The organism is Asanoa ishikariensis, from assembly GCF_900107455.1.
In the GTDB taxonomy this organism is placed as follows: Bacteria; Actinomycetota; Actinomycetes; order Mycobacteriales; family Micromonosporaceae; genus Asanoa; species Asanoa ishikariensis.
This window is the reverse complement of sequence record NZ_FNQB01000006.1, coordinates 1-20,530: the sequence shown is the minus strand read 5'-3', so window position 1 is coordinate 20,530 and position 20,530 is coordinate 1. Positions and strand designations below refer to the sequence as shown.

Here is a 20,530-nt window from a genome sequence, read left to right as displayed (position 1 = left end):
CGGTTAGGGTATTTGCGTGTCGAGCGACAACGTCCGGGTGGTCTACCGCAAATATGACGGATCCGCCCACAGGGACTACCCCGCTCGTCGCCTAGCCGAAGACGACCTGGGCGTCTGGCTTGGCGTGACTCGTGGCACCCAGTCCGTCTACCACGGCCGGCCGTCCGTCGAGAAGATCCCCTTTGTGGTGCTCGTGCCGCATGACGCCTGGTGGAGCGGCATGTTCAACCCGCCGCCGCGCACCAGCGAGGTCTACTGCGACATCACCACGCCGGCCCGCTGGCGGGGCGACACCGTCCACCTGATCGACCTCGACCTCGACGTGGTCCGCCGCCGGGCGACCGGCACGATCGAGCTGCGTGACGAGGACGAGTTCGCCGACCACCGGGCCCGCTTCGGCTATCCCGAGGACCTGGTCGCCAACGCCGAAGCCGCGGCCAAGCTGCTCTTCCAGGCCCTCGGCGACGGCACCGAGCCGTTCGCGACGGCGTACCGCAAATGGTTGGCCCTGGTCGTCTGAGAGCTAGGAAAGCACGCGCGCGATCTTCTCCGGGTTGAGCTGGTTGTACGCGGCCGTCACGCGCCCGCCGTCGATCGCGAACGAGAGCACCGAGCGGAACGGTCGCCCGTCCTTGTAGGTCGCGTCGGCCAGCACACCGATGCCGCCGTCGACCTCGACCAGCTCGAAGCGCAGGTCGGGCGCCTCTTTCGGCAGGAGCTTGAGCAGCCCGAGCACGAAGGTGGCCACCCGCTCGGCACCGACGATCGGCTGGCGAGCCGCCGGGAAGTGGCCGCCGGAGTCGCCGACGAAGACCACGTCCGGTGCCAGCACGGCCATCAGCGCGTCGATGTCGCCGGTCTCGGTCGCGTCGAGGAATGCCTGGACCACCCGCCGCTGCTCGGTGCGGGAGGCGGTGTTGCGCGGCGCGCCGTCGGTGACCGCACGGCGGGCGCGCGACGCGAGCTGGCGCGCGGCCGGCACCGTGCTGCCCATCGCGGTGGCGATCTCGTCGAACGGCACGCCGAACGCGTCGTGCAGCACGAACGCCACCCGCTGCTCGGGGGTGAGTCGCTCCAGCACGACCATCAGGGCGGTGCCGAGCTCCTCGCCGAGCACCGCGCGGTCGGCCGGGTCAGGGGCGAAGTCGCTCGGGCCGAGCCGGGTCACCAAGGGCTCCGGCAACCACTGACCGGGGTACGCCTCGCGGCGCACGCGGGCCGAGCGCAGCACGTCCAGGCAGATCCGGGCGGTGGTCGTGGTCAGCCAGCCCCGCAGCTCGCGGATCTCGGCCCGGGCGGCCGGATCGGTCAGGGCGCCTGAGTAGCGCAGCCAGGTCTCCTGGACGGCGTCTTCCGCCTCGGCCCGGCTGCCCAACATGCGGTAGGCGACCGAGGTCAGATGGTCACGCTCGGCTTCGAACTCGCTCGCAAGGTCTTGCATGCCGGCCTCCCCTTGTGGGCATTCTGCCAGCGTCGGCATCGCCGCCGACCGCCGCCTACGCACGTGGAGTGACCGATATGCCCGATATGCGGAGGTTGTTGCGTGTGCGATCTGAGAGTCCGGACGTTCCGATCGACCTCGACGCGATCGACCCTCGGTCGACCCCGGGCCTGCCGGGTCACAAGGTCACCGGCAAGGACCCGAAGCTGTGGGCCCGGGCCGAGGTCGAGCGGATCGGCGGAGAGCTCGCCACCCAGCAGGAGATGCTCTTCGCGCAGGCCGCCGTCGATCCAGGTCAGGGCCGGTCGGTGCTGCTCGTGCTCCAGGCGATGGACTGCGGAGGCAAGGACGGCGCGGTCAAGCGGGTCGCCGGCGCGATGAACCCCCTGGGACTGCACATCAAGGCGTTCGGCCCGCCGACGTCGCAGGAACGCCGGGGCGGCTTCCTGTGGCGGATCCGCAAGGCCCTGCCGCCGGTCGGCTACGTCGGGGTGTTCAACCGGTCGCACTACGAGGACGTGCTGGTGGTGCGGGTCAACGGGCTCGCGCCGGAGTCGGTCTGGCGGCCGCGCTACGAGAAGATCAACGAATTCGAGCGCGAGGTCGTCGAGGGCGGCACCGCGGTGGTCAAGGTGATGCTGCACATCTCGCGCGACGAACAGCGGAAGCGGTTGATGCAGCGGCTGGTCGACCCGGCCAAGCACTGGAAGTTCAACCCGGACGACCTCGACTCGCGGGCGCGCTGGGACGACTACCACGCCGCGTACGCCGAGGCCCTCGCCCGCTGCGACTCCGACAGCGCTCCCTGGTACGTGCTGCCGGCCGACCGCAAGTGGTACCGCGACTGGGCACTGTCCCACCTGCTCCGTCAGACGTTCGCCGATCTGAAGCTCAGCTACCCCCAGCCGGACTACGACTTGGCAGCGCAGCGGCGTCGGTTGGAAGCGGACGGTTGATTCAGGTGAACAGCAGATGAACCGGAGATTGCGGTCGGGTAGATCCAGGTAGCCCGCCGAAGATCTGGTTCCGAGACTTCTTAGCATTCGTTGAACGCGTTCCCCGGCGGCGCGTCCGGACACCCCCTTCGACGCTACGAGGTCCGTGCCGTGAAGTTCACTTTCCGTCCAAACGACGGTGCTTTCTACGAGCTCTTCACCAGAGCGGCGGACAACCACGTCCGCGGCACCGAGCTTCTCCAGGAACTGGCGCTGCCCGGCGTCGACGTCCAGTCGGTCAGTGAGCGACTCACCGAGGTCGAGCACGACAGCGACCAGCTCACGCACGAGCTCTACCAGAAGATCAACTCGACGTTCGTCACCCCGTTCGACCGCGAGGACATCTACCGACTGGGCTCTTTGCTCGACGACGTGATGGACCACCTCGAAGCGGTCGGCAGCCTGCTCTACCTCTACGGGCTGACCAAGCTGCCGGCGCTGCCGCGCGAGATGCACGAGCTGGTCGAGGTGCTGGACCAGCAGGCCAAGCTGACCGCCGAGGCGATGCCGCGGCTCAAGTCGATGAAGGACCTCGAGGACTACTGGATCGAGTGCAACCGGCTGGAGAACGAGGGCGACCGGGCGTACCGGATGCTGCTGGTCCGGCTCTTCTCCGGTGAGTACGACGCGCTGACCGTCCTCAAGATGAAGGAGGTCGCCGACGAGCTCGAGGCGGCCTGCGACTCCTTCGAGCACGTGGCCAACACGGTCCAGACGATCGCCGTCAAGGAATCCTGAACCGTTGGACGCTCCGCTTATCGCCGTTCTCGCGGTGATCCTCGTCGCGCTCGCCTTCGACTACACGAACGGCTTCCACGACGCGGCCAACGCCATCGCCACCAGCGTCTCCACCCGGGCCCTGACCCCCGGCGTGGCACTGCTGATGGCCGCCATCGGCAACTTCATCGGTGCCCACTTCGGCGAGAAAGTCGCCAAAACCGTCGGTAGCGGGCTGGTCGACCTGCCCACCGGCTCCGGCAGCCTCGGCGTGGTCTTCGCCGGCGTCGCCGGTGCGATCGTCTGGAACCTGATCACCTGGTACTTCGGCCTGCCCTCGTCGTCGTCCCACGCGCTGATCGGCGGCCTGGTCGGCGCCACCCTCGCCGCGTCCGGCACGGTGCTCTGGGCCAAGGTCCTGGACAGCGTCGTGCTCCCGATGGTGCTCTCGCCGCTGGTCGGCTTCGCACTCGGCTATCTCGTGATGCGGCTGATCCGGTTCTTCTTCCGAAACGGGCAGCCGAGCAAGCTCAACCGCGGCTTCCGCTGGGCGCAGACAGTGTCGGCTGCGGCGATGTCGGTCGGGCACGGCATGCAGGACGCCGCCAAGACGATCGGCATCATCGTGCTCGCGCTGTACGTCGGCGGCCACCAGAGCGACGCGGGAACGATCCCGGAATGGGCGTTCTGGACGTCGGCGTCGGTCCTGGCACTCGGCACGTACGCGGGCGGTTGGCGCATCATCCGCACCCTGGGCCGCCGCATCATCCACCTGGGCCCACCCGAGGGCTTCGCGGCCGAAACGGTGGCCAGCAGCGTGCTCTACTTCAACGCCCTGGTCCTGGGCGCCCCGATCTCGACCACCCACACGATCACCTCGGCGATCATGGGCGTCGGCGCGACCAAGAAGCTCTCCGCGGTCCGCTGGGGCGTGGCCGGCAACATCGTCGGAGCCTGGATCCTGACGTTCCCGGCCGCCGGCGCCATGGCCGCCCTCGCCTACTACGCGGTAAGGCCGATGTTCTAGAAGATCTAATTCATGACTCGGGTCCGCGGTGGTGCGGACCGTTCCTCCCGCGAGGGACCGCTCCGCTGCGCTCCGCTCGCCAGGTCCGCGGTGGGCGGGGCGGGCGGGTCGGGCGGGGGCGAGTCGGCGGGCTGTCGCCTAGCGCGAGTCCTTGCGGGACTGGGCGCGTTTGGTGGCGGCACGCGTGGTGGCGTGGCGTTTGAGGCGGTCGGGCGTGCGCTGGCTGCGGTCGGCGACCTGGTCGCCGCGCGGGTTGCGGCGGCCTCCTGAGGACGGCGGGACCGGCGGTGGTGTGAAGGTTGCCGCCCGGGCCTCGGCGATGCGTTCCGCCTTGAGCTCGCGGGCCGCCGCCCGTGCGGCAGTCGCCAGCCGGCGGCTGACCCGGGCCAGGGCCTCTTCGAAGACCTCGGCCTTGTCGCGGTCGCGGCCGCCCCTCGGGCGGGCCTTGCCGCGCGCGCCGGTTTCCCGCACGCGGCTCGCCGACTGGCGGCGGTAGAGCTTCACGTACTTGTCGCGGGCCCGGCGCACCCGGGTGTGCAGCGCGACCAACTCGTCCTCGTCCAGCGGGGCGAGCTGGTCGGCCGCCGTCTCCCGCACCAGGCCCTGCTCGATCTCGGTCAACGACCCGACAAGTGCCTGCATGCCCGCCCCCCGAAGCGAAGATTTCTCCCATCTTCGCCGCGGAAAGGCGCCCGTCGTGGAGCTTTCGGCCAACGCGCGACAGCCTGGCGGCATCCCGCCGACCAATCGCTCGTGTGCCCGCCCTGTTAGTAAGGGGCCCTTCCTATGCGGAAAGCGTTAACAAGGGGCCCTTGCTTAGTACGTGACGCCGATCTGGGCGCGGACCTCGTCGAGCAGGCCCATCACCTCGAGCGTCGTGGCGTGGGGGATCAGGGGGCTCTCGATCAGGCCCGCCTCCAGGCAGCGCTGCACCTCGATCGCCTCGAACTGGTAGCCGGCGCCGTCCTGTGCGCGGGTCACCGTCTCCGGGTCCGCGCCCGGGCGGTGCAGCGTGTAGCTGGTCGCGTGGAAGAACGACGGCAGGTCGATCCGCCCGCGGGTGCCCGTGATCGTCGTCGCGATGGTGGTCGTGCCGAGCAGGCCGCAGGTCAGCGTGGCCACCGCGCCCGAGTCGTAGCCGAACACCATGGCGGTGTTCTCGTCGGTGCCTTCCGGCCCGATCTTGGCCCACGACCGGATGTGGTCCGGGGCACCGAGCACCAGGTGCGCCATCGTGACCGGGTAGACGCCCAGGTCGAGCAGCGCGCCGCCGCCCAGTTCGCGGGCGCGCAGCCGGTGCGACGACGGGAACGGGCCGTAGACGCCGAAGTCGGCCGACAGCGTGGTGACCTCGCCGATCGCGCCGTCGGCGATCAGGTCCAGCACCGCGCGTACGGTCGGGTTGACCCGGGTCCACATGGCTTCCATGAAGAAGACGTCGGCCGCCCGTGCCGTGTCGACGAGCTCCGCGGCGCTGGCCCGGTCGAGGGTGACCGGCTTCTCGCAGAGCACCGGCTTGCCGGCCCGCAGGCACAGCATGGCCGCCTCGAAGTGTGCCGAGTGCGGGGTGGCGACGTAGATCGCGTCGACCTCGGGGTCGGCCGCCAGCTCGGCCCACGACCCGTGCGCCCGGGGTGCGTCGAAGCGAGCCGCGAACGACTTCGCTGACTCGATCGACCGCGAGCCGACCGCGACCAGCTCGGCGCCGGGCGCGTAGCGCAGGTCGCCGGCGAACTTGGCGGCGATCGCGCCGGTCGCGAGGATTCCCCATCTCGTCATGGCCCGCACGCTAGTCCACCTCGCTGCCGCTAGGCTCGGCCGGTGGTCGAGGAGTTCGCAGTGCCACCCCAGATCGCCGACCACGCGCGGCGGTTCGTGGCCGAGGGCAAGACACCGGCGGTGCCGCGGCTGGCGGCGACCGTCCTGCTGCTGCGGCCGGCGCAGCACACCGGGTTCGAGGTCTACCTGATCCGCCGGGTCGCCGCGATGGCGTTCGGCGGGATGTACGCGTTCCCCGGCGGCGGCGTCGACCCCACCGACTCCCAGGCCGACCTCGGCATCGACCCGACCTCACTGGCCGGCCGGCTCAAGACCGACCCGGAGCGGGCCCAGGCGATCGTCTGCGCGGCCGCCCGCGAGGTCTTCGAGGAGGCCGGCGTCCTGCTCGCCGGCCCGACCGGCGACACCGTGGTCGGCGACGTCAGCGGCGACGACTGGGAGGCCGCCCGGCACGCGCTGGTCGGCCGCGACCTCGGCTTCGCCGACTTCCTCAAGACGCGCGACCTCACGCTGCGGGCCGACCTGCTGGCGCCGTGGAGCCGCTGGATCACACCGGAGTTCGAGCCGCGCCGGTTCGACGCCTACTTCTTCGTCGCCGCGCTGCCCGGCGGCCAGGTCACCCGGGACGTCTCGGGCGAGGCCGACCACACCATGTGGATCAGCCCGGCCGAGGCGGTGGCGCAGGCGCGGCGCGGGGAGGTCGCCATGCTGCCGCCGACGGTCATGACGCTCCAGCAGGTCGCCGACTGCCCCGACATCCCGTCGGTGTTCGCCGCCGCCGCCCGCCGCGAGCCCGCCGCCGCGATGATGCCGACGATCGACCTCACCGCGGACGGCGGCCCGCGCTTCAGCTACGGCTGAACGCCTCCAGATCGCGCCGGACGGCCGAAGCGGTGTGGGTGTCGGCCTTGACGAGCTCGGCGGGCGGCCCGGTGAACAGCACCTCGCCGCCCTTGGTGCCGCCCTCCGGCCCGAGGTCGACGATCCAGTCGGCGTTCTTGATGACGTCGAGGTTGTGCTCGATCACGACCACCGAGTTGCCCTGGTTGACCAGGCGATCCACGATCTCCAACAGGTGCTGGATGTCCGACATGTGTAGGCCGGTGGTCGGCTCGTCCATCACGTACACCGTGCCGGTCTTGTGCAGCTCCGTGGCGAGCTTGATGCGTTGGCACTCGCCACCCGACAGCGTGCTCAGCGGCTGGCCGAGCCGCAGATAGTCGAGCCCCACGTCGTTGACCGCCGACAGGATCGTGCGCAGCTTCCTCTCGGTGAAGAACTCCGCCGCCTCGGCCGCCGTCAGCTCCAGCACGTCGGCGATCGACTTGCCGCGCAGGTGGTACTCGAGCACCTCCTCGGAGAACCGCCGGCCCCGGCAGATCTCGCACGGTGACTTGAAGCCGTCCATGAACCCGAGGTCCGTGTAGATCACCCCGAGGCCCTGGCAGTTGGCGCACGCGCCCTTGGAGTTGAAGCTGAACAGCCCCGCGTTGACGCCGTTGGCCTTGGCGAACAGCCGCCGGATGTCGTCCATCAACCCGGTGTAGGTGGCCGGGTTGGAGCGGATCGAGGCGCCGACCGCCGACTGGTCGATGTTGATCGCGTCCGGGAACTGGCCGAGGAAGACCTCGTTGACCAGCGTGCTCTTGCCGGACCCGGCGACCCCGGTGACCACCGTGAGCACGCCGGTCGGGATGTCGACCGTGACGTTGCGCAGGTTGTTGAGCGTCGCGCCGCGGATGGTCAGCGCGCCGGTCGGGGTGCGGGCCTGCGTCTTGAGCGGCAGTGCGTGCCGGATGAACCGGCCGGTCAGGGTCGGCGCCGACGCCAAGTCGTCGAAGCTGCCGGCGAAGACCACCTCGCCGCCGTGCGCGCCGGCCTTGGGACCCATGTCGATGACGTGGTCGGCGACCGCGATCACGTCGCGGTCGTGCTCGACGACCAGCACCGTGTTGCCCTTGTCGCGCAGCTTGACCAGCAGCTCGTTGAGCCGCTGCACGTCGTGCGCGTGCAGGCCGATGCTCGGCTCGTCGAAGACGTACATCATGTCGGTCAGGCTGCTGCTCAGGTGCCGGACCATTTTGATCCGTTGCGACTCACCGCCGGACAGGCTGGTCGTCTCACGGTCGAGCCGGATGTAGCCGAGCCCGATGGTCACGAGATTGCGGATCCGGTCGGTAAGGCTCTCGACGATCGGCCGGCCGGCGCCTTCCACCGTGGTGGCCAGCTCGAGCAGGGTGGCCAGCAGCTCGGTCGCCTCCATCGCCAGCAGGTCGGTGATGTGGTAGCCACCGACCTCGACCGACAGCGCGGCCGGCGAGAGTCGGCCACCCTTGCAGAGCGGGCAGGTGCCGGCCGTGACGAAGCGGAGGAGGCTCTCGCGGTTGCGGTCGGACATCGCGCCGATGTCCTTCTTGATGTAGAGCCGGGTGAACTTGTCGACCAGGCCTTCGTACGTCGTGTTTATCTTGCCGCCCTGCCATTCGACCGGGACCTTGCCGGTGCCGTGCAGGAACACCTCCCATTCCTGGTCGGTGTAGTCGCTCAGGGCCTTGTCGCCGTCGAACCAGCCGGACATCAGGTACGTGCTCAGGTACCAACCGCCGACCGCGAAGTCGGAATGCAGGATCGCGCCCTCGTTGAGCGACTTCGACCGGTCGAGCAGCTTGTCGAGGTCGAGCGTGGTGACCCGGCCGAGCCCTTCGCACTCGGGGCACATGCCCTGCGGGTCGTTGAAGGAGAACGCGTTCGAGTAGCCGACGTGCGGGGCGCCGACCCGGGAGAAGAGCAGGCGGACCAGCGGGTTGATGTCGGTGATGGTTCCGACCGTCGAGCGCGAGCTGCCGCCGAGCCGCTTCTGGTCGACCACGATCGCGGCGGACAGGTTGGCGATCGAGTCGACGTCGGGGTGGCCGTAGCTCGGCAGGAAGTTGCGGGCGAAGGCGGTGAAGGTCTCGTTGAGCTGCCGCTGCGCCTCGGCGGCGACGGTGTCGAACACCAGTGACGACTTGCCTGAGCCGGAGACACCGGTGAACACGGTGATCCGGCCCTTCGGGATCCGGACGGTGACGTCCTTGAGGTTGTTTTCGCGGGCTCCGACGATCTCGATGTGGTCAGTCAGCACCCGTACACTGTACGGAACGCGTCAACAGAGTTCTGTCACGTAGACGCGGGCGTCCCGCTCGGACGTGGAAAGGACCACGACCGCTTCGCTCGCACCACGCTTGTACGCGTAGACCTCGGCGGTGTCGACGACCGCGACGCCGTGGTCGTGCTCCCGCGCGGCGGCCGGGCCGGCCGTCACCTGATGGCCGACGGCCGACGCCGTCGTGGCGGGCCGGCCGGAGGGGCAGCGGGCGAAGGCGACGGACGAGTCCTCGACCGACGCGGCGCCGAGCACGGACAGGACCTCGCCCGGCTTGGCGTGCTGCGGATATTCGGGGAGCAGGGAGACAGCCTCGACTGCGTCGCTCGGCCGGCAGCCGGTCGTCACGGTCACCTGCACCTCGCCGGGTGCGATCACCTTGCCCCGCAGGGCGACGAACCCACCGGCATCGGCCCGAAGTGCCTTGCCGTCGGTGCTGACCTTGGCCTCGTAAGCGGCCGGGTAGCCGGCGCCGAGCCGACCGAGCAGGCCGGCGGCGTCCTTGGTGAAGAATCGGACCACACCGGTCGCGGTCGCACCGTCGCGGAACGGTGTGATGCGGCAGCCCTCGTCCACCGTGATCGGCATGATCACCGGGACGGCGTCAGGCCCGGCCTGGCCGACGCTGATGCCCATCGCCGAGTCGACGACCCGGATCGCCGCGGCCAGGTCGCGCTGCTCGCGCACGGTCGGCGCGTCGGTGCGGTGGGACACCACCGCGAGGACACCGAGCACCAGAGCCCAGGCGGCCAGGCCACCACCGACCAGCCAGAGTCGTCGGCGCGATGCGGTCACCGGGCCATGGTGACACGACGGCGCCCCGGCCGATGGCCGGGGCGCCGTCGTCGAAGCGATGGAACGTCAGCCGACCTGGACACCGGTCTCGGTCACGCCGCGCACGGCGGTGACCGTCGTGTCGCCGTTGCCGTGCCGGGACAGGGCACGCAGCGTCCACGTGCCCGGTGCGGCGAAGAACCGGAACTGGCCGGCCGGCGAGGTGACCACCTCGGCGGCGAACTCGCCGGTCGCGTCGAGCAGCCGGACGTACGCGCCGCCGACGGCGGAACCGTCGGCCGCCGTCACAATGCCGGTGATCACGGTTTCCTTCTCGAGGTCGACGCTGGCCGGCAACGGCGCCGACTGGTCGGGTGCCGCGCAACTCGCGTCGACGGGAACGGTCGTCATCGTGGTCACGCCTTCCCCGGCTCATCGCCGAGCGCGACGGGCACGCCGACGAGGGAGCCGTACTCGGTCCAGGAACCGTCGTAGTTCTTCACGTTGGAGTGCCCGAGCAGCTCCTTGAGCACGAACCAGGTGTGCGAGGAGCGCTCGCCGATCCGGCAGTAGGCGATGGTGTCCTTGCCGTCTTCGAGGCCGGCGGCCGCGTAGATGTCGCGGAGCTCGTCGTCGGTCTTGAACGTGCCGTCCTCGTTGGCGGCCTTGGACCACGGCACGGACACGGCGGTCGGGATGTGGCCGCCGCGCTGCGCCTGCTCCTGCGGGAGGTGCGCCGGGGCGAGGAGGCGACCCGCGTACTCGTCGGGGGAGCGGACGTCGACCAGGTTCTGCGTGCCGATCGCCTTGACCACCTCGTCGCGGAAGGCGCGGATGGCGGTGTCCGGCTCCTGCGCCGAGTACGTGGTCTGCTCGCGGTTCGGCAGGTCCTTGACCAGTGGCCGGGCGTCGAGCTCCCACTTCTTGCGGCCACCGTCGAGCAGCTTGACGTCGCCGTGGCCGTAGAGCTTGAAGTACCAGTACGCGTACGCCGCGAACCAGTTGTTGTTGCCGCCGTAGAGGACCACGGTGTCGTCGTTGCCGATGCCCCGCGCGGAGAGCAGGGCCTCGAACTGCTCCTTGTTGACGAAGTCCCGGCGGACCGGGTCCTGGAGGTCGGTCTTCCAGTCCAGCTTGATGGCACCGGGGAGGTGGCCACCGTCGTAGGCGTTGGTGTCCTCGTCGACCTCGACGAAGACCACGCCGGACGCGCCGAGGTTCTTCTCGGCCCAGTCGGCCGAAACGAGTGCGGTGTCGCGACTCATCAGTTCACTCCTGTGTTGGACGGAGGTGGTGGTGAGTCAACGCGCGGGGGAAGCTCGCCGCTCCACGCGCGTGACCCAGGACTTAGGGATCACGGGTACGAGCGACGGCGGCACTGCCGGGCGGGAAGGTGAAGGAGCAGACCTCAGTGCGCCGCCGTCAGATGACGGGGCGACACAGGCAGGTGGCCACGCGGCACAGGTCGACCGCGCGCCGTTTGGTGAGGAACGTCCCCATGGGTGTGAAGGCTACCAGCAGTGCACTGCGAGGTCACCGGGCTGACCACCATCCGGGAGTGACGACCGGGTGACTCGGGTCACCCGTTCAGCGGCACGTCCTTGGCCGTAGCGGTCACGGCCAGCCCTTCCGTGGTGGCGTCGACCTTCTTGAGCTCCATGTTGAACGGCAGCGCCGGCACATCCACGCTGATCGAGATCCGCTGGATGAAGTTGGCGACCACCTGCTGCGCGAGCGGCACCGCCGGCAGCCCGTCCGCGGTCGCGTCCTTGAGCTTGATCTTGATCTGCCGACCCTCGACCGCGAGCTCCGCCGCGCCGTTGACGGTGAACCGCTGGCCGAGCACCTCGATCGGGGCGCTGGCGACCAGCTTGCCCTCGCGCTCGGAAAGCTTGAGCCCGGGCTGGTCGATCAGGGCCGTGACGCTCTCGTACGTGATGGTCCCGGTGCCGTCGACGGTCTTGGCGATCACGTCGCCCTGGCCGCTGCGCAGAGTGTCCAGCGAGGCGGCGACGTCGCGCGCCACCACGTCGAGCCGCGGCAGGTTGACCGCGTTGCCGTCGACGTCGCCCTTCACGTCGCGCATGACGATCGAGATTTCCTTGTAGTTGCCGGCCAGCACCTGGGTCAGGAACGGGAAGCCGCCGACCGACACCTCCGGCGGCGCCGACTGCACCTTCTGCGCGGCCACCTCCTGGCTGACCTGGTCGGCGATCTTCTTCTCGGCGAAGTTGGCGGCCACCCGGTCACCCGCGAACAGGATCCCGGCGATCACGATCAGCATCACGAGCAACGTGATCAGCACGCGCCGCCCGCGGCGGCGGCGTGGGCGGGTTTCCTCCGCGTAGTAGGTGGTCGTCACCGTTCCTCCTCGTTGTTGGTTTCCTCCTTACCCACGCGGGTCAAGTCAGGAACGCCGGGTCAAGTCAGGAACAGCACCGTCATGGCGTACGCCGCGGGCGCCGCGAGGGCGAAGCCGCCCAGCGGGCCCTGCATGTGGCGCGCCACCCACAGCGTCGGCCGGTCGCCGGCCATCTGCCGGCCGGCCTCGGAGTAGTCGGCCGCCAGGTCGGCGAGCACGGCGAAGACCGCGGCCACCAGGCCGACGACGGCGGCACTGCTCGGGCTGAAGGTGAACAGGTACGACCCGATGACGGCGCTGAGCAGGGTGCCGGCCATCGCACCGAAGATCACGCCGCTGGCGCCGCGGGGCACCTGGGGCGCCAGCCTCGGGTTCGGGTAGACCGCGTCGGCGATCCGGGCGACCATCAGCGCGACCGCGCTCGCCGTGACGCACAACAGGATCACCTGGGTGCCGAGCGGGATCCGGCTCAGCATGACCAGCGAGGCGAACGCGACCATGCCGAGGACCAGCACGAGGGTGGATCGCAGCGACTCGCTGATCCGCCGCCGGTCGTCGGAGCGGATCGCCTGGCTGACCACCGCGACCGCTACCCCGGCCAGCCCGATCAGGCCGAGCGTGCCCAGCCCGGGCTCCGCCGCGCGCACCGCGTGCAGGTCGCTCCAGCCGGCCACCACCAGGCAGACGCCGCCGACCGCGAGCAACGCCGGCGGTCGGGTGGCCATCAACCAGGCGAGCACGAAGAGCACCTGGACGCCGGCCAGCATGAGCGCGAACGGCACTCGCGCGCCTGGGCTCGACGACTGGGCGCCGAAGATCAGCCCGATGCCGACCAACCCGGAGAAGACCGCGATCGCCACGGACAGCGCGGGCCGAACCGGCGTGATCTCTATCTCTTCGAGATCATCGTCGTCGGGGGCGCCGGCGTCGGCCGAAGTCGCCGGGGAAGTCGAGGGGAACACGGTCCGATCGTGCCAGACCCGGTCCAAGCACGCGCACGTCGCGGGTCGGATCGGCCGAATCGGCTGGATGAACGGACGGACACCGGGCGGTTACAGCCGTCTCATCGGTTAAGCTCGGTTCGACTCGTTGAGGGCGTTTACGCAGGCGTAACACGACTGAGCGAGGCTGGCACCACCCCGTCAGCGAAGCCGGGTCCCCGCCGCGGCCGCAGCGCCGCGATAAGACGGAGGTGACTGACGCGTGGAGATCCTGCTATTGGTGACCGCCCGCGCCGGTGAGCCGGCCAGCGTGCTGTCCGCGCTCGACCTGCTCCCGCACTCGGTCCGCACCGCGCCGCGCGACGTGCGCACGCTGGTCAATGGCCCCAGCCCCGACGCCGTTCTGGTCGACGCACGCTCGGAGCTGTCCGAGGCCAGGGCGACCTGCCGGATGCTGCACGCGACCGGGCTGGGCGTCCCGTTGATCGCGGTGGTCACCGAGGCCGGGCTGATCGCGCTCAACGCCGACTGGGGTGTCGACGACGTGATCCTGGCCAGCGCCGGCCCCGCCGAGGTCGAGGCCCGGCTGCGGCTGGCCGTCGGCCGGATGACCAACGCCGTCAACGCCGCCAACGGGCTGATCCGGGCCGGCGAGCTGACGATCGATCCCGACACGTACGCGGCCAAGCTCAAGGGCCGCCCGCTCGACCTGACCTACAAGGAGTTCGAGCTGCTCAAGTTCCTCGCCCAGCACCCCGGCCGGGTGTTCACCCGCGACCAGTTGCTGCGCGAGGTCTGGGGCTACGACTACTTCGGTGGCACCCGCACGGTCGACGTCCACGTGCGGCGGCTGCGGGCCAAGCTCGGCTCCGAATACGAGTCGATGATCGGCACCGTCCGCCAGGTCGGCTACAAGTTCGTCACGCCGCCTTCGCGTTCCCTACCCGACAACGAGCTGTTGTCGGTGTGATTCTCCGAGACTCACCGAGGCCGCCCCGTAACTTCGGGGCGGCCTTTCTCGTTTGTCCTGGTTTGGGCACGTAAAACACGAAAAATCCATACGCTGACTTTGTGAAGATCGGACCCACCACTCGGACCATCGCGATCGTCACGGTCATCGTCTCGGCGATCATGGGCAGCTCGCACCTCATCGGGAACTCTTCCCAGCAGGAGCACGAGCAGGGCAGGGCGGCGGCCGGCGGCTACGACAGCGACGCCGCCCGGGGCAAACGCCACCGCGGCGCGGTCGACGACGGGCTCGGCCTGTCGGCGTCGCCGTCGGGCCGCGCGCGGGCGAAGCAGAGTGCGGCCAGCAAGCCGCCGCCGAAGCCCGACACGCCGGCGCCGCCGTCCGCCGCCGCACCGGGTGGTCCCGGACCGGCCCACCAGGGCGTACCGGCACTGCCGCCGCTCCCCGCCGTGTTCAACCAGCGGGTCGTGGTCGGCCCGGGGAAGCCCCCGCTGATGCCCGACAAGGCCGGGCCCTTCGGCAGCCGGATGACCACCGGCACGCTCCAGGTGGCGCTGACCTTCGACGACGGGCCCGATCCGAAGTACACCCCCGAGGTGCTCGCGCTGCTCGACGAGTACCAGGTCAAGGCCACGTTCTGTGTCGTCGGGGAGATGGCCGCGCAGTTCCCCGAGCTGGTGCGGGAGATCGTCGACGAGGGCCACACGCTCTGCAACCACACGTGGAACCACGACGTGGCACTCGGCACGAAGTCCAAGGCGGTGATCCGCGCCGACATGCAGCGCACCAACGACGCGATCCACCGGGCGGTGCCGGACGCCAAGATCTCGTACTTCCGGCACCCGGGCGGTGCCTGGACCCAGGCGGCCGTCGACGTGGCCAAGGAGCTGGGCATGTCGTCGCTGCACTGGGCGGTCGACCCGCAGGACTGGACGAAGCCTGGTGCGCCGGCCATCGAGAAGGTCGTCAACACCGACACGGCGCTCGGCTCGATCGTGCTGATGCACGACGCCGGTGGCGAGCGGGAGGGCACCGTCACCGCGCTCAAGACGATCCTGCCCGACCTGGAGAAGCGGTTCGCCTTGGCCGCGCTGCCGCCGGGCATCGACGAACCGAAGCGGCACGGCATCGAACTGCCCGTCCACGCCGGACAGAAGTGACCGCTAACGTGATCACGTGAAGGTGATTCAGCTCGACCGTCTCGACTCGGCGCAGGTCGCCGCGGTGCTCGACCTGGCCTCGCAGGCCGGCGACACCGATGGCGCCTACCCGTTCTCCGAGCACGTGGTGCTGCACATCCGGCACGGCGGCGAGCAGGCGGCCGTACACCTGCTGGTCCGGGATCCGGACGGGTCGCTGGCGGGCTACGCGCACGTCGACACCACCGACGAGGTCGAAGGTGCCGCGGCCGAGCTGGTCGTGCACCCGCTGCGCCGCCGGCACGGCCTCGGGCGGGACCTGGTCAACGCGGCCATCGACGCCGCGGGCGCGGCCGGGTCCCGGTCGCTGCGGCTCTGGGCGCACGGTGACCACCCGTCGGCCGGAGCGCTGGCCGTCGAGCTCGGCTTCACCCGCGCCCGCGTGTTGTTCCAGATGCGGCGCTCGCTGTTCGCGCCGCTGCCCGAGCGGGAGCTGCCCCCGGGTGTCACCCTGCGCGCCTTCGAGCCGGGCCGCGACGAGCAGGACTGGGTGCGGGTCAACGCCCGCGCCTTCGCCCACCACCCCGACCAGGGCCGGTGGACCATCGACGACCTGCGGATCCGGATGGCGGAGCCGTGGTTCGACCCGGCCGGCTTCCTGCTCGCGGTCGACGCGGACACCGGGGCGCTGCTCGGCTTCCACTGGACCAAGGTGCACGGGCAGGGCGCTCACCAGCACGACCCGATCGGCGAGGTGTACGTCGTCGGGGTGGACCCGGACGCGCAGGGTCGCAAGCTGGGCGGCGCGCTCACCGTCGCCGGGCTGCGCCACCTGCGCGGAGCCGGCCTGGACCAGGCGATGCTCTACGTCGACGAGTCCAACACGGCCGCGTTCCGGCTCTACACCGGGCTCGGCTTCGCCGTGTGGTCGACGGACGTGAGCTACCGCCGCTCACAGTGAGCGGCCGTACTCGGCCACTGCGCCGATCAGGCTGACGAAGGCCGCGAGGCACAGCCAGGTGCGCACGTGGTTCCAGCGCACCCACTTCGCCTCGAACGCCACCCGCACCGCGTGCGGGTCCGTCATCTTCTCCGGGTCGCCGTCGGCCACCAGCGCGTTGTTGAGCGGCACGTTGACCCCGAACGTGATGCCGAGCTGGATCGCGTAGAGGACGGCGGCGGCGACGATCCACCACACCGTCCGTTCGCCGGTGTTCAGGCCGAGTGCGACGAGGGTGAAGACCATCGCGCCGCCGAACGAGAACGCGAACAGGCCGTTCAGGATCTTGATGTTGATCTCGCGCATGGCGATGACGAAGGTACGGTCGTCGGTGCTCGCGAGGCCGCGCATCACCGCCACGCTGAACGCGTAGAAGAGGCCGGCGGCCAGCCCGGTGGCCAGCACCGCCAGCGCGAGAAAACCGCCACGGACGGTCAGCACGTCAGTCATGCCCATGAGTTTGTTCGGTCCGCGGACATTGAGCCATCGCTGAAACGCTCGCGCGCATACGCGCCCGTCTGCGATCGGTTAACGGGATCGACATCCATGGCTCAGCAGGTGGCCATCCGCGCGGCCGGAGCTGTTCACCCCGCGTTCACTCGGGCCCGGGGAGTCGGCTACCTACCCCTCCTAACTTCGCTGGTAGCACCGGGGGCACCACGCTTCCCGGCTAACCGAGAAACCTCGTTTCGAAGGGATATCCCTCAGGTGAAGCTCCAGCGGCACGGCACCATCGCCTGCCTGGCACTGACGGCGGCGCTCGCGCTCAGCGCGTGCGGTTCGGACAACGAGGCGCCCAGCACGCCTGGTGCGTCCGGCGGCGCTTCCTCCGCGGCGGCCGACTGCGCTACGGGCACGCTCAACGCGTTTGGCTCGTCCGCGCAGAAGAACGCCGTTGACGAGTGGCGCAAGGCCTACCAGCAGCTCTGCACCGGCACCACCATCAACTACGAGCCCAACGGCTCGGGTGCCGGCATCCAGTCGTTCATCTCCAAGACGGCTGACTTCGCGGGTTCGGACTCGGCGCTCAAGGAAGAAGAGCAGCCGCAGGCCGACGCCCGGTGTGGCTCCGGCCCGGCGATCCACCTGCCCATGGTGATCGGCCCGGTCGCGGTGGCCTACAACCTGCCCGGCGTCGACGGCCTGCAGCTCAAGCCCGACACCCTGGCCAAGATCTTCAACGGCAGCATCAAGAAGTGGGACGACCCGGCGATCAAGGCCGACAACGCGAGCGCGACGCTCCCGTCGACCAACATCCAGACCGTGCACCGGTCGGACGAGTCGGGCACGACCGACAACTTCACCAAGTACCTGAGCACCGTCTCCCCGGCCAACTGGACCTTCGGCAACGCCAAGGCGTGGAAGGCTCCGGGCGGCACCGGCTCCAAGGGCTCGGACGGCGTCGCGACGTCGGTCAAGGGCGCCGAGGGCACGATCGGCTACATGGAGTGGTCGTACGCGGAGAACGGCGGCCTGTCCAAGGCCAAGATCGCGAACGGCGCTGGTGAGTTCACCGAGCTGACCGCCGAGGCGGCCGGCAAGACCATCGCGGGCGCCGAGGTCACCGGCACCGGCGACGACCTCAAGATGAAGATCGACTACGCCACCAAGGCCCCGGGTGCCTACCCGATCGTCCTGGTGACCTACGAGATCGTCTGCAGCAAGGGCACCCCGGCCGACAAGCTCGCGCTGGTCAAGGGCTTCCTGAACTTCGCCGCCAGCGCCGAGGGCCAGGGCTCGCTGACCGAGCTCGGCTACGCGCCGCTGCCGACCGAGGTGCAGACCAAGGTCCAGGCCTCGATCAAGAACCTCGCCTGAGCTAAGTCCTAGGAACCGAACGAAGACGAAACGAGCGAGCAGATGGCCGACAGGCACTCCCGCTCGGCCGACGTCAGCACCGGGGGGCCGGGTGTGACTTCCAGTCACGCCCGGCCCGCCGGCGCAACCGCGTCGACCGGCGTTCTCGACGGGCAACCGGGTGGCAACGCCCCGGTGCCGCCAGACTTCCGTACGAACGGTGGCGGGCTGGGCGGCGGCGGGGCACTGCCGCGCCGCAAGGGGTTCGGCGCCGAGTCCATGTTCCGCGGGCTCACCCTGGCCGCCGGCACGATGGTCCTGGTCATCATCGTGGCGATCACGGTCTTCCTGATCGCGAAGGCCGTGCCCGCGCTGCGCGCGGACGACGCCAACTTCCTCACTGAGACCGACTGGTTCGCCAACGAGAGTCCGCCGCGGTTCGGCATCGCGGCGCTCGCCTACGGCACGGTCATCAGCGCGGTGATCGCGCTGGCCGTGGCGGTTCCGATCGCCCTGGGCATCGCGCTCTACCTGTCGCACTACGCGCACCAGCGGATCGCCACCGCGCTGGGCTTCATGATCGACTTGCTGGCGGCCGTACCCAGTGTGGTCTTCGGTCTCTGGGGTCTGATCGTCTTCGTCGAGCCGGTCCGGGACTTCTCGGTCTGGCTCAACAAATACTTCAGTTGGATCCCGCTCTTCGGCGGTGACGGCCCGTTCGGCCGCTCGCTGATGCTCGGTGGTCTGGTGCTCGCCATCATGGTGCTGCCGATCATCACCTCGCTCTCCCGCGAGGTGTTCATGCAGACGCCGACCGCCAACGAAGAGGCGGCGCTGGCCCTGGGCTCGACCAAGTGGGAGATGATCCGCACCGCGGTCCTGCCCTACGGCCGGCCCGGCGTGATCGCCTCCGTGATGCTCGGTCTGGGTCGCGCGCTGGGCGAGACCATCGCGCTCGCGATGACGCTCGGCTTCATCAACGAGATCAGCCCGAACATCATCAAGAACGGCGGCAACACGATCGCCGCCAACATCGCCAACGGCTTCGGCGAGGCCGGTGAGCTCGGCCGCGGCGCCCTCATCGCGTCGGGTCTCGTGCTCTTCACGATCACCCTCATCGTCAACATGATTGCCCGGGCGATCATCTACCGGCGTCGCGAGTTCACGGAGTCCGCCGCATGAGCGAGCAAAGCGAGCGCAAGCAGCTCAGTCACCTGTGGTCAGACCGCGCCGGCCGAAGGGCGGCACGGGCATGACCACGACTGCGCTTCCCGCTCCGGGGCAGGCTCCCAAGCTGCACACCAAGAAGCTGCCGACGGTCGCCTTCTTCGGCGTCGCCGTCGTCGCGCTCGGGCTGGGTGCCGCCCTCTCCTACGGCACCGGCATCGGGGGCTGGGTACTCGCCCTCGTCCTCGGGCTGGTCCTCTACCTGGTCGGCGTCTTCATCGCGGTCAACGCGGTCGAGGGCCGGCGCTCGGCGCGCAACCGCACCTGGAGCGCGCTGATCCACTCGGCGTTCGTGCTCGCGGTGCTGCCGCTCATCTCGGTCGTGTGGACGCTGGTCTCCAAGGGCGCCGACCGACTCGATGGCGACTTCTTCGGCTCGTCGATGAACAACATCGGCGCCCGCGACCCGAACGGCGGCGCGTACCACGCGATCATCGGCACGCTGGAGCAGGTCGGCATCGCTGCCCTGATCACGATCCCGCTGGGTGTCCTCGGCGCGATCTACATCGTGGAATACGGCCGCGGCCGGTTCACCTTCCTGATCCGGTTCTTCGTCGACGTCATGACGGGCATCCCGTCGATCGTCGCCGGCCTGTTCGTGCTGGCGTTCTGGGTGCTCATCGTCTCGCCGTGGTTCAACGACGGTGCTCCGGCGTTCTCGGGCTTCGCGGCCGCACTGGCACTGAGCGTGCTGATGTTGCCGACGATCGTCCGGTCGACGGAGGAGATGCTGCGCCTGGTGCCGGCACCGCTGCGCGAAGGTTCCTACGCCCTGGGCGTGCCGAAGTGGAAGACGATCCTGAAGATCGTCATCCCGACGGCTCTGCCCGGCATCGTCACCGGCATCATGCTGTCGATCGCCCGCGCCGCCGGCGAGACCGCTCCGGTGCTGCTGGTCGCGGGCGGCAGCGCCGCGATCAACTTCAACCCGTTCGACGCGCAGCAGGGCTCACTGTCGCTGTTCGTCTTCCAGCAGGCCGGCGACGCCTCGCGCTTCGCACCGGCGCGTGCCTGGACCGCCGCGCTCACCCTGGTGGCGCTGGTCCTCATCCTCACCATCGCGGCGAAGCTCCTCGCCCGCCGCAACCGCATTCCCCGCTAGCAACCCGAAGGACAGACAAATGGCCAAGCGTGTCGAGGCGACCGGGGTCACCGCCTACTACGGTTCGTTCAAGGCGATCGACAACATCAACCTGCGTGTGGAGCCGAAGACGGT

Annotated in this window: 22 protein-coding genes; 11 read left to right on the top strand and 11 right to left on the bottom strand. The window is 69.7% G+C overall.

The features are described 5' to 3' along the window. Positions 1-16 precede the first annotated feature (16 nt). On the top strand, positions 17-520 hold the full coding sequence (locus tag BLV39_RS39580; RefSeq protein ID WP_090804199.1) for a DUF402 domain-containing protein: 504 nt from the start codon (positions 17-19) through the stop codon (positions 518-520). A gap of 3 nt (positions 521-523) precedes the next feature. Here the strand turns inward: BLV39_RS39580 and sigJ are convergent, their stop codons facing one another. Beyond that, positions 524-1,441 carry an RNA polymerase sigma factor SigJ gene (gene sigJ / locus BLV39_RS39575; protein WP_090804197.1) on the bottom strand — a complete coding sequence of 306 codons (918 nt, stop codon included), beginning with the start codon at positions 1,439-1,441 and terminating at the stop codon, positions 524-526. 77 nt (positions 1,442-1,518) lie between these two features. Between sigJ and BLV39_RS39570 the strand changes: the two genes are divergently transcribed. From BLV39_RS39570 to BLV39_RS39560, 3 genes are all read left to right on the top strand, one after another. Further along, a complete protein-coding gene (locus tag BLV39_RS39570) occupies positions 1,519-2,397 on the top strand; it encodes a PPK2 family polyphosphate kinase (RefSeq protein ID WP_373315295.1) in 879 nt (292 codons plus the stop codon). A gap of 150 nt (positions 2,398-2,547) precedes the next feature. After that, positions 2,548-3,174, top strand: coding sequence for a DUF47 domain-containing protein (locus tag BLV39_RS39565; protein ID WP_090804665.1), 627 nt, complete (start codon positions 2,548-2,550; stop codon positions 3,172-3,174). Positions 3,175-3,178: 4 nt separating this feature from the next. Beyond that, complete coding sequence (locus BLV39_RS39560) at positions 3,179-4,180, top strand: inorganic phosphate transporter (protein ID WP_090804193.1); 1,002 nt, start codon at positions 3,179-3,181, stop codon at positions 4,178-4,180. Positions 4,181-4,318: 138 nt separating this feature from the next. On the opposite strand, the gene BLV39_RS39555 is transcribed toward BLV39_RS39560, so the two are convergent. Beyond that, the gene (locus BLV39_RS39555; protein ID WP_090804191.1) at positions 4,319-4,822 is read right to left on the bottom strand and encodes a hypothetical protein; all 504 of its coding nucleotides are present in this window, start codon (positions 4,820-4,822) and stop codon (positions 4,319-4,321) included. Between the two features lie 174 nt (positions 4,823-4,996). After that, positions 4,997-5,959, bottom strand: coding sequence for a Gfo/Idh/MocA family protein (locus tag BLV39_RS39550; RefSeq protein WP_090804189.1), 963 nt, complete (start codon positions 5,957-5,959; stop codon positions 4,997-4,999). Between the two features lie 42 nt (positions 5,960-6,001). Here BLV39_RS39550 and BLV39_RS39545 point away from each other — a divergent pair, with 42 nt between their 5' ends. Then, positions 6,002-6,820 carry an NUDIX hydrolase gene (locus tag BLV39_RS39545; protein ID WP_090804187.1) on the top strand — a complete coding sequence of 273 codons (819 nt, stop codon included), beginning with the start codon at positions 6,002-6,004 and terminating at the stop codon, positions 6,818-6,820. Here the strand turns inward: BLV39_RS39545 and BLV39_RS39540 are convergent. From BLV39_RS39540 to BLV39_RS39515, 7 genes are all read right to left on the bottom strand, one after another. Then, positions 6,807-9,080 (bottom strand): ATP-binding cassette domain-containing protein, encoded by a 2,274-nt coding sequence (locus BLV39_RS39540; RefSeq protein WP_218137119.1) that lies wholly within the window; start codon positions 9,078-9,080, stop codon positions 6,807-6,809. The two genes, BLV39_RS39545 and BLV39_RS39540, sit on opposite strands and share 14 nt — an antisense overlap. A gap of 24 nt (positions 9,081-9,104) precedes the next feature. After that, the gene (locus tag BLV39_RS39535) at positions 9,105-9,899 is read right to left on the bottom strand and encodes a hypothetical protein (RefSeq protein WP_090804183.1); all 795 of its coding nucleotides are present in this window, start codon (positions 9,897-9,899) and stop codon (positions 9,105-9,107) included. A 66-nt stretch (positions 9,900-9,965) separates the two neighbouring features. Then, positions 9,966-10,298, bottom strand: coding sequence for a DUF1416 domain-containing protein (locus tag BLV39_RS39530; protein WP_373315294.1), 333 nt, complete (start codon positions 10,296-10,298; stop codon positions 9,966-9,968). After that, a complete protein-coding gene (locus tag BLV39_RS39525) occupies positions 10,295-11,143 on the bottom strand; it encodes a sulfurtransferase (RefSeq protein WP_090804181.1) in 849 nt (282 codons plus the stop codon). Before BLV39_RS39525 ends, BLV39_RS39530 begins: the two co-directional genes overlap by 4 nt. 157 nt (positions 11,144-11,300) lie before the next feature. Beyond that, complete coding sequence (locus BLV39_RS45030) at positions 11,301-11,378, bottom strand: Ms5788A family Cys-rich leader peptide (RefSeq protein ID WP_331716730.1); 78 nt, start codon at positions 11,376-11,378, stop codon at positions 11,301-11,303. Between the two features lie 79 nt (positions 11,379-11,457). Further along, positions 11,458-12,240: an LmeA family phospholipid-binding protein gene (locus BLV39_RS39520; RefSeq protein WP_373315293.1), complete on the bottom strand. Its 783-nt coding sequence runs from the start codon at positions 12,238-12,240 to the stop codon at positions 11,458-11,460. A gap of 59 nt (positions 12,241-12,299) precedes the next feature. Further along, entirely contained in the window at positions 12,300-13,202 is a 903-nt protein-coding gene (locus tag BLV39_RS39515; RefSeq protein ID WP_090804659.1) for a hypothetical protein, read from the bottom strand. 241 nt (positions 13,203-13,443) lie between these two features. Between BLV39_RS39515 and BLV39_RS39510 the strand changes: the two genes are divergently transcribed. The 3 genes from BLV39_RS39510 (at position 13,444) to mshD (ending at position 16,251) form a co-directional block, all read left to right on the top strand. Continuing rightward, complete coding sequence (locus tag BLV39_RS39510; RefSeq protein WP_090804179.1) at positions 13,444-14,151, top strand: winged helix-turn-helix transcriptional regulator; 708 nt, start codon at positions 13,444-13,446, stop codon at positions 14,149-14,151. Between the two features lie 161 nt (positions 14,152-14,312). Beyond that, positions 14,313-15,311, top strand: a complete 999-nt coding sequence (locus BLV39_RS44645) for a polysaccharide deacetylase family protein (protein ID WP_090804656.1) — start codon at positions 14,313-14,315, stop codon at positions 15,309-15,311. A gap of 16 nt (positions 15,312-15,327) precedes the next feature. Beyond that, complete coding sequence (gene mshD, locus BLV39_RS39500; protein ID WP_090804176.1) at positions 15,328-16,251, top strand: mycothiol synthase; 924 nt, start codon at positions 15,328-15,330, stop codon at positions 16,249-16,251. On the opposite strand, the gene BLV39_RS39495 is transcribed toward mshD, so the two are convergent. Then, positions 16,243-16,740 carry an anthrone oxygenase family protein gene (locus tag BLV39_RS39495; protein WP_090804654.1) on the bottom strand — a complete coding sequence of 166 codons (498 nt, stop codon included), beginning with the start codon at positions 16,738-16,740 and terminating at the stop codon, positions 16,243-16,245. The two genes, mshD and BLV39_RS39495, sit on opposite strands and share 9 nt — an antisense overlap. Before the next feature lie 258 nt (positions 16,741-16,998). Here BLV39_RS39495 and pstS point away from each other — a divergent pair, with 258 nt between their 5' ends. The 3 genes from pstS (at position 16,999) to pstA (ending at position 20,416) form a co-directional block, all read left to right on the top strand. Continuing rightward, complete coding sequence (pstS, locus tag BLV39_RS39490) at positions 16,999-18,108, top strand: phosphate ABC transporter substrate-binding protein PstS (RefSeq protein WP_090804174.1); 1,110 nt, start codon at positions 16,999-17,001, stop codon at positions 18,106-18,108. Positions 18,109-18,150: 42 nt separating this feature from the next. Further along, positions 18,151-19,269, top strand: a complete 1,119-nt coding sequence (pstC, locus tag BLV39_RS39485) for a phosphate ABC transporter permease subunit PstC (protein WP_090804171.1) — start codon at positions 18,151-18,153, stop codon at positions 19,267-19,269. A gap of 70 nt (positions 19,270-19,339) precedes the next feature. Continuing rightward, positions 19,340-20,416, top strand: a complete 1,077-nt coding sequence (gene pstA, locus BLV39_RS39480) for a phosphate ABC transporter permease PstA (protein ID WP_090804169.1) — start codon at positions 19,340-19,342, stop codon at positions 20,414-20,416. Positions 20,417-20,530: the final 114 nt, after the last annotated feature.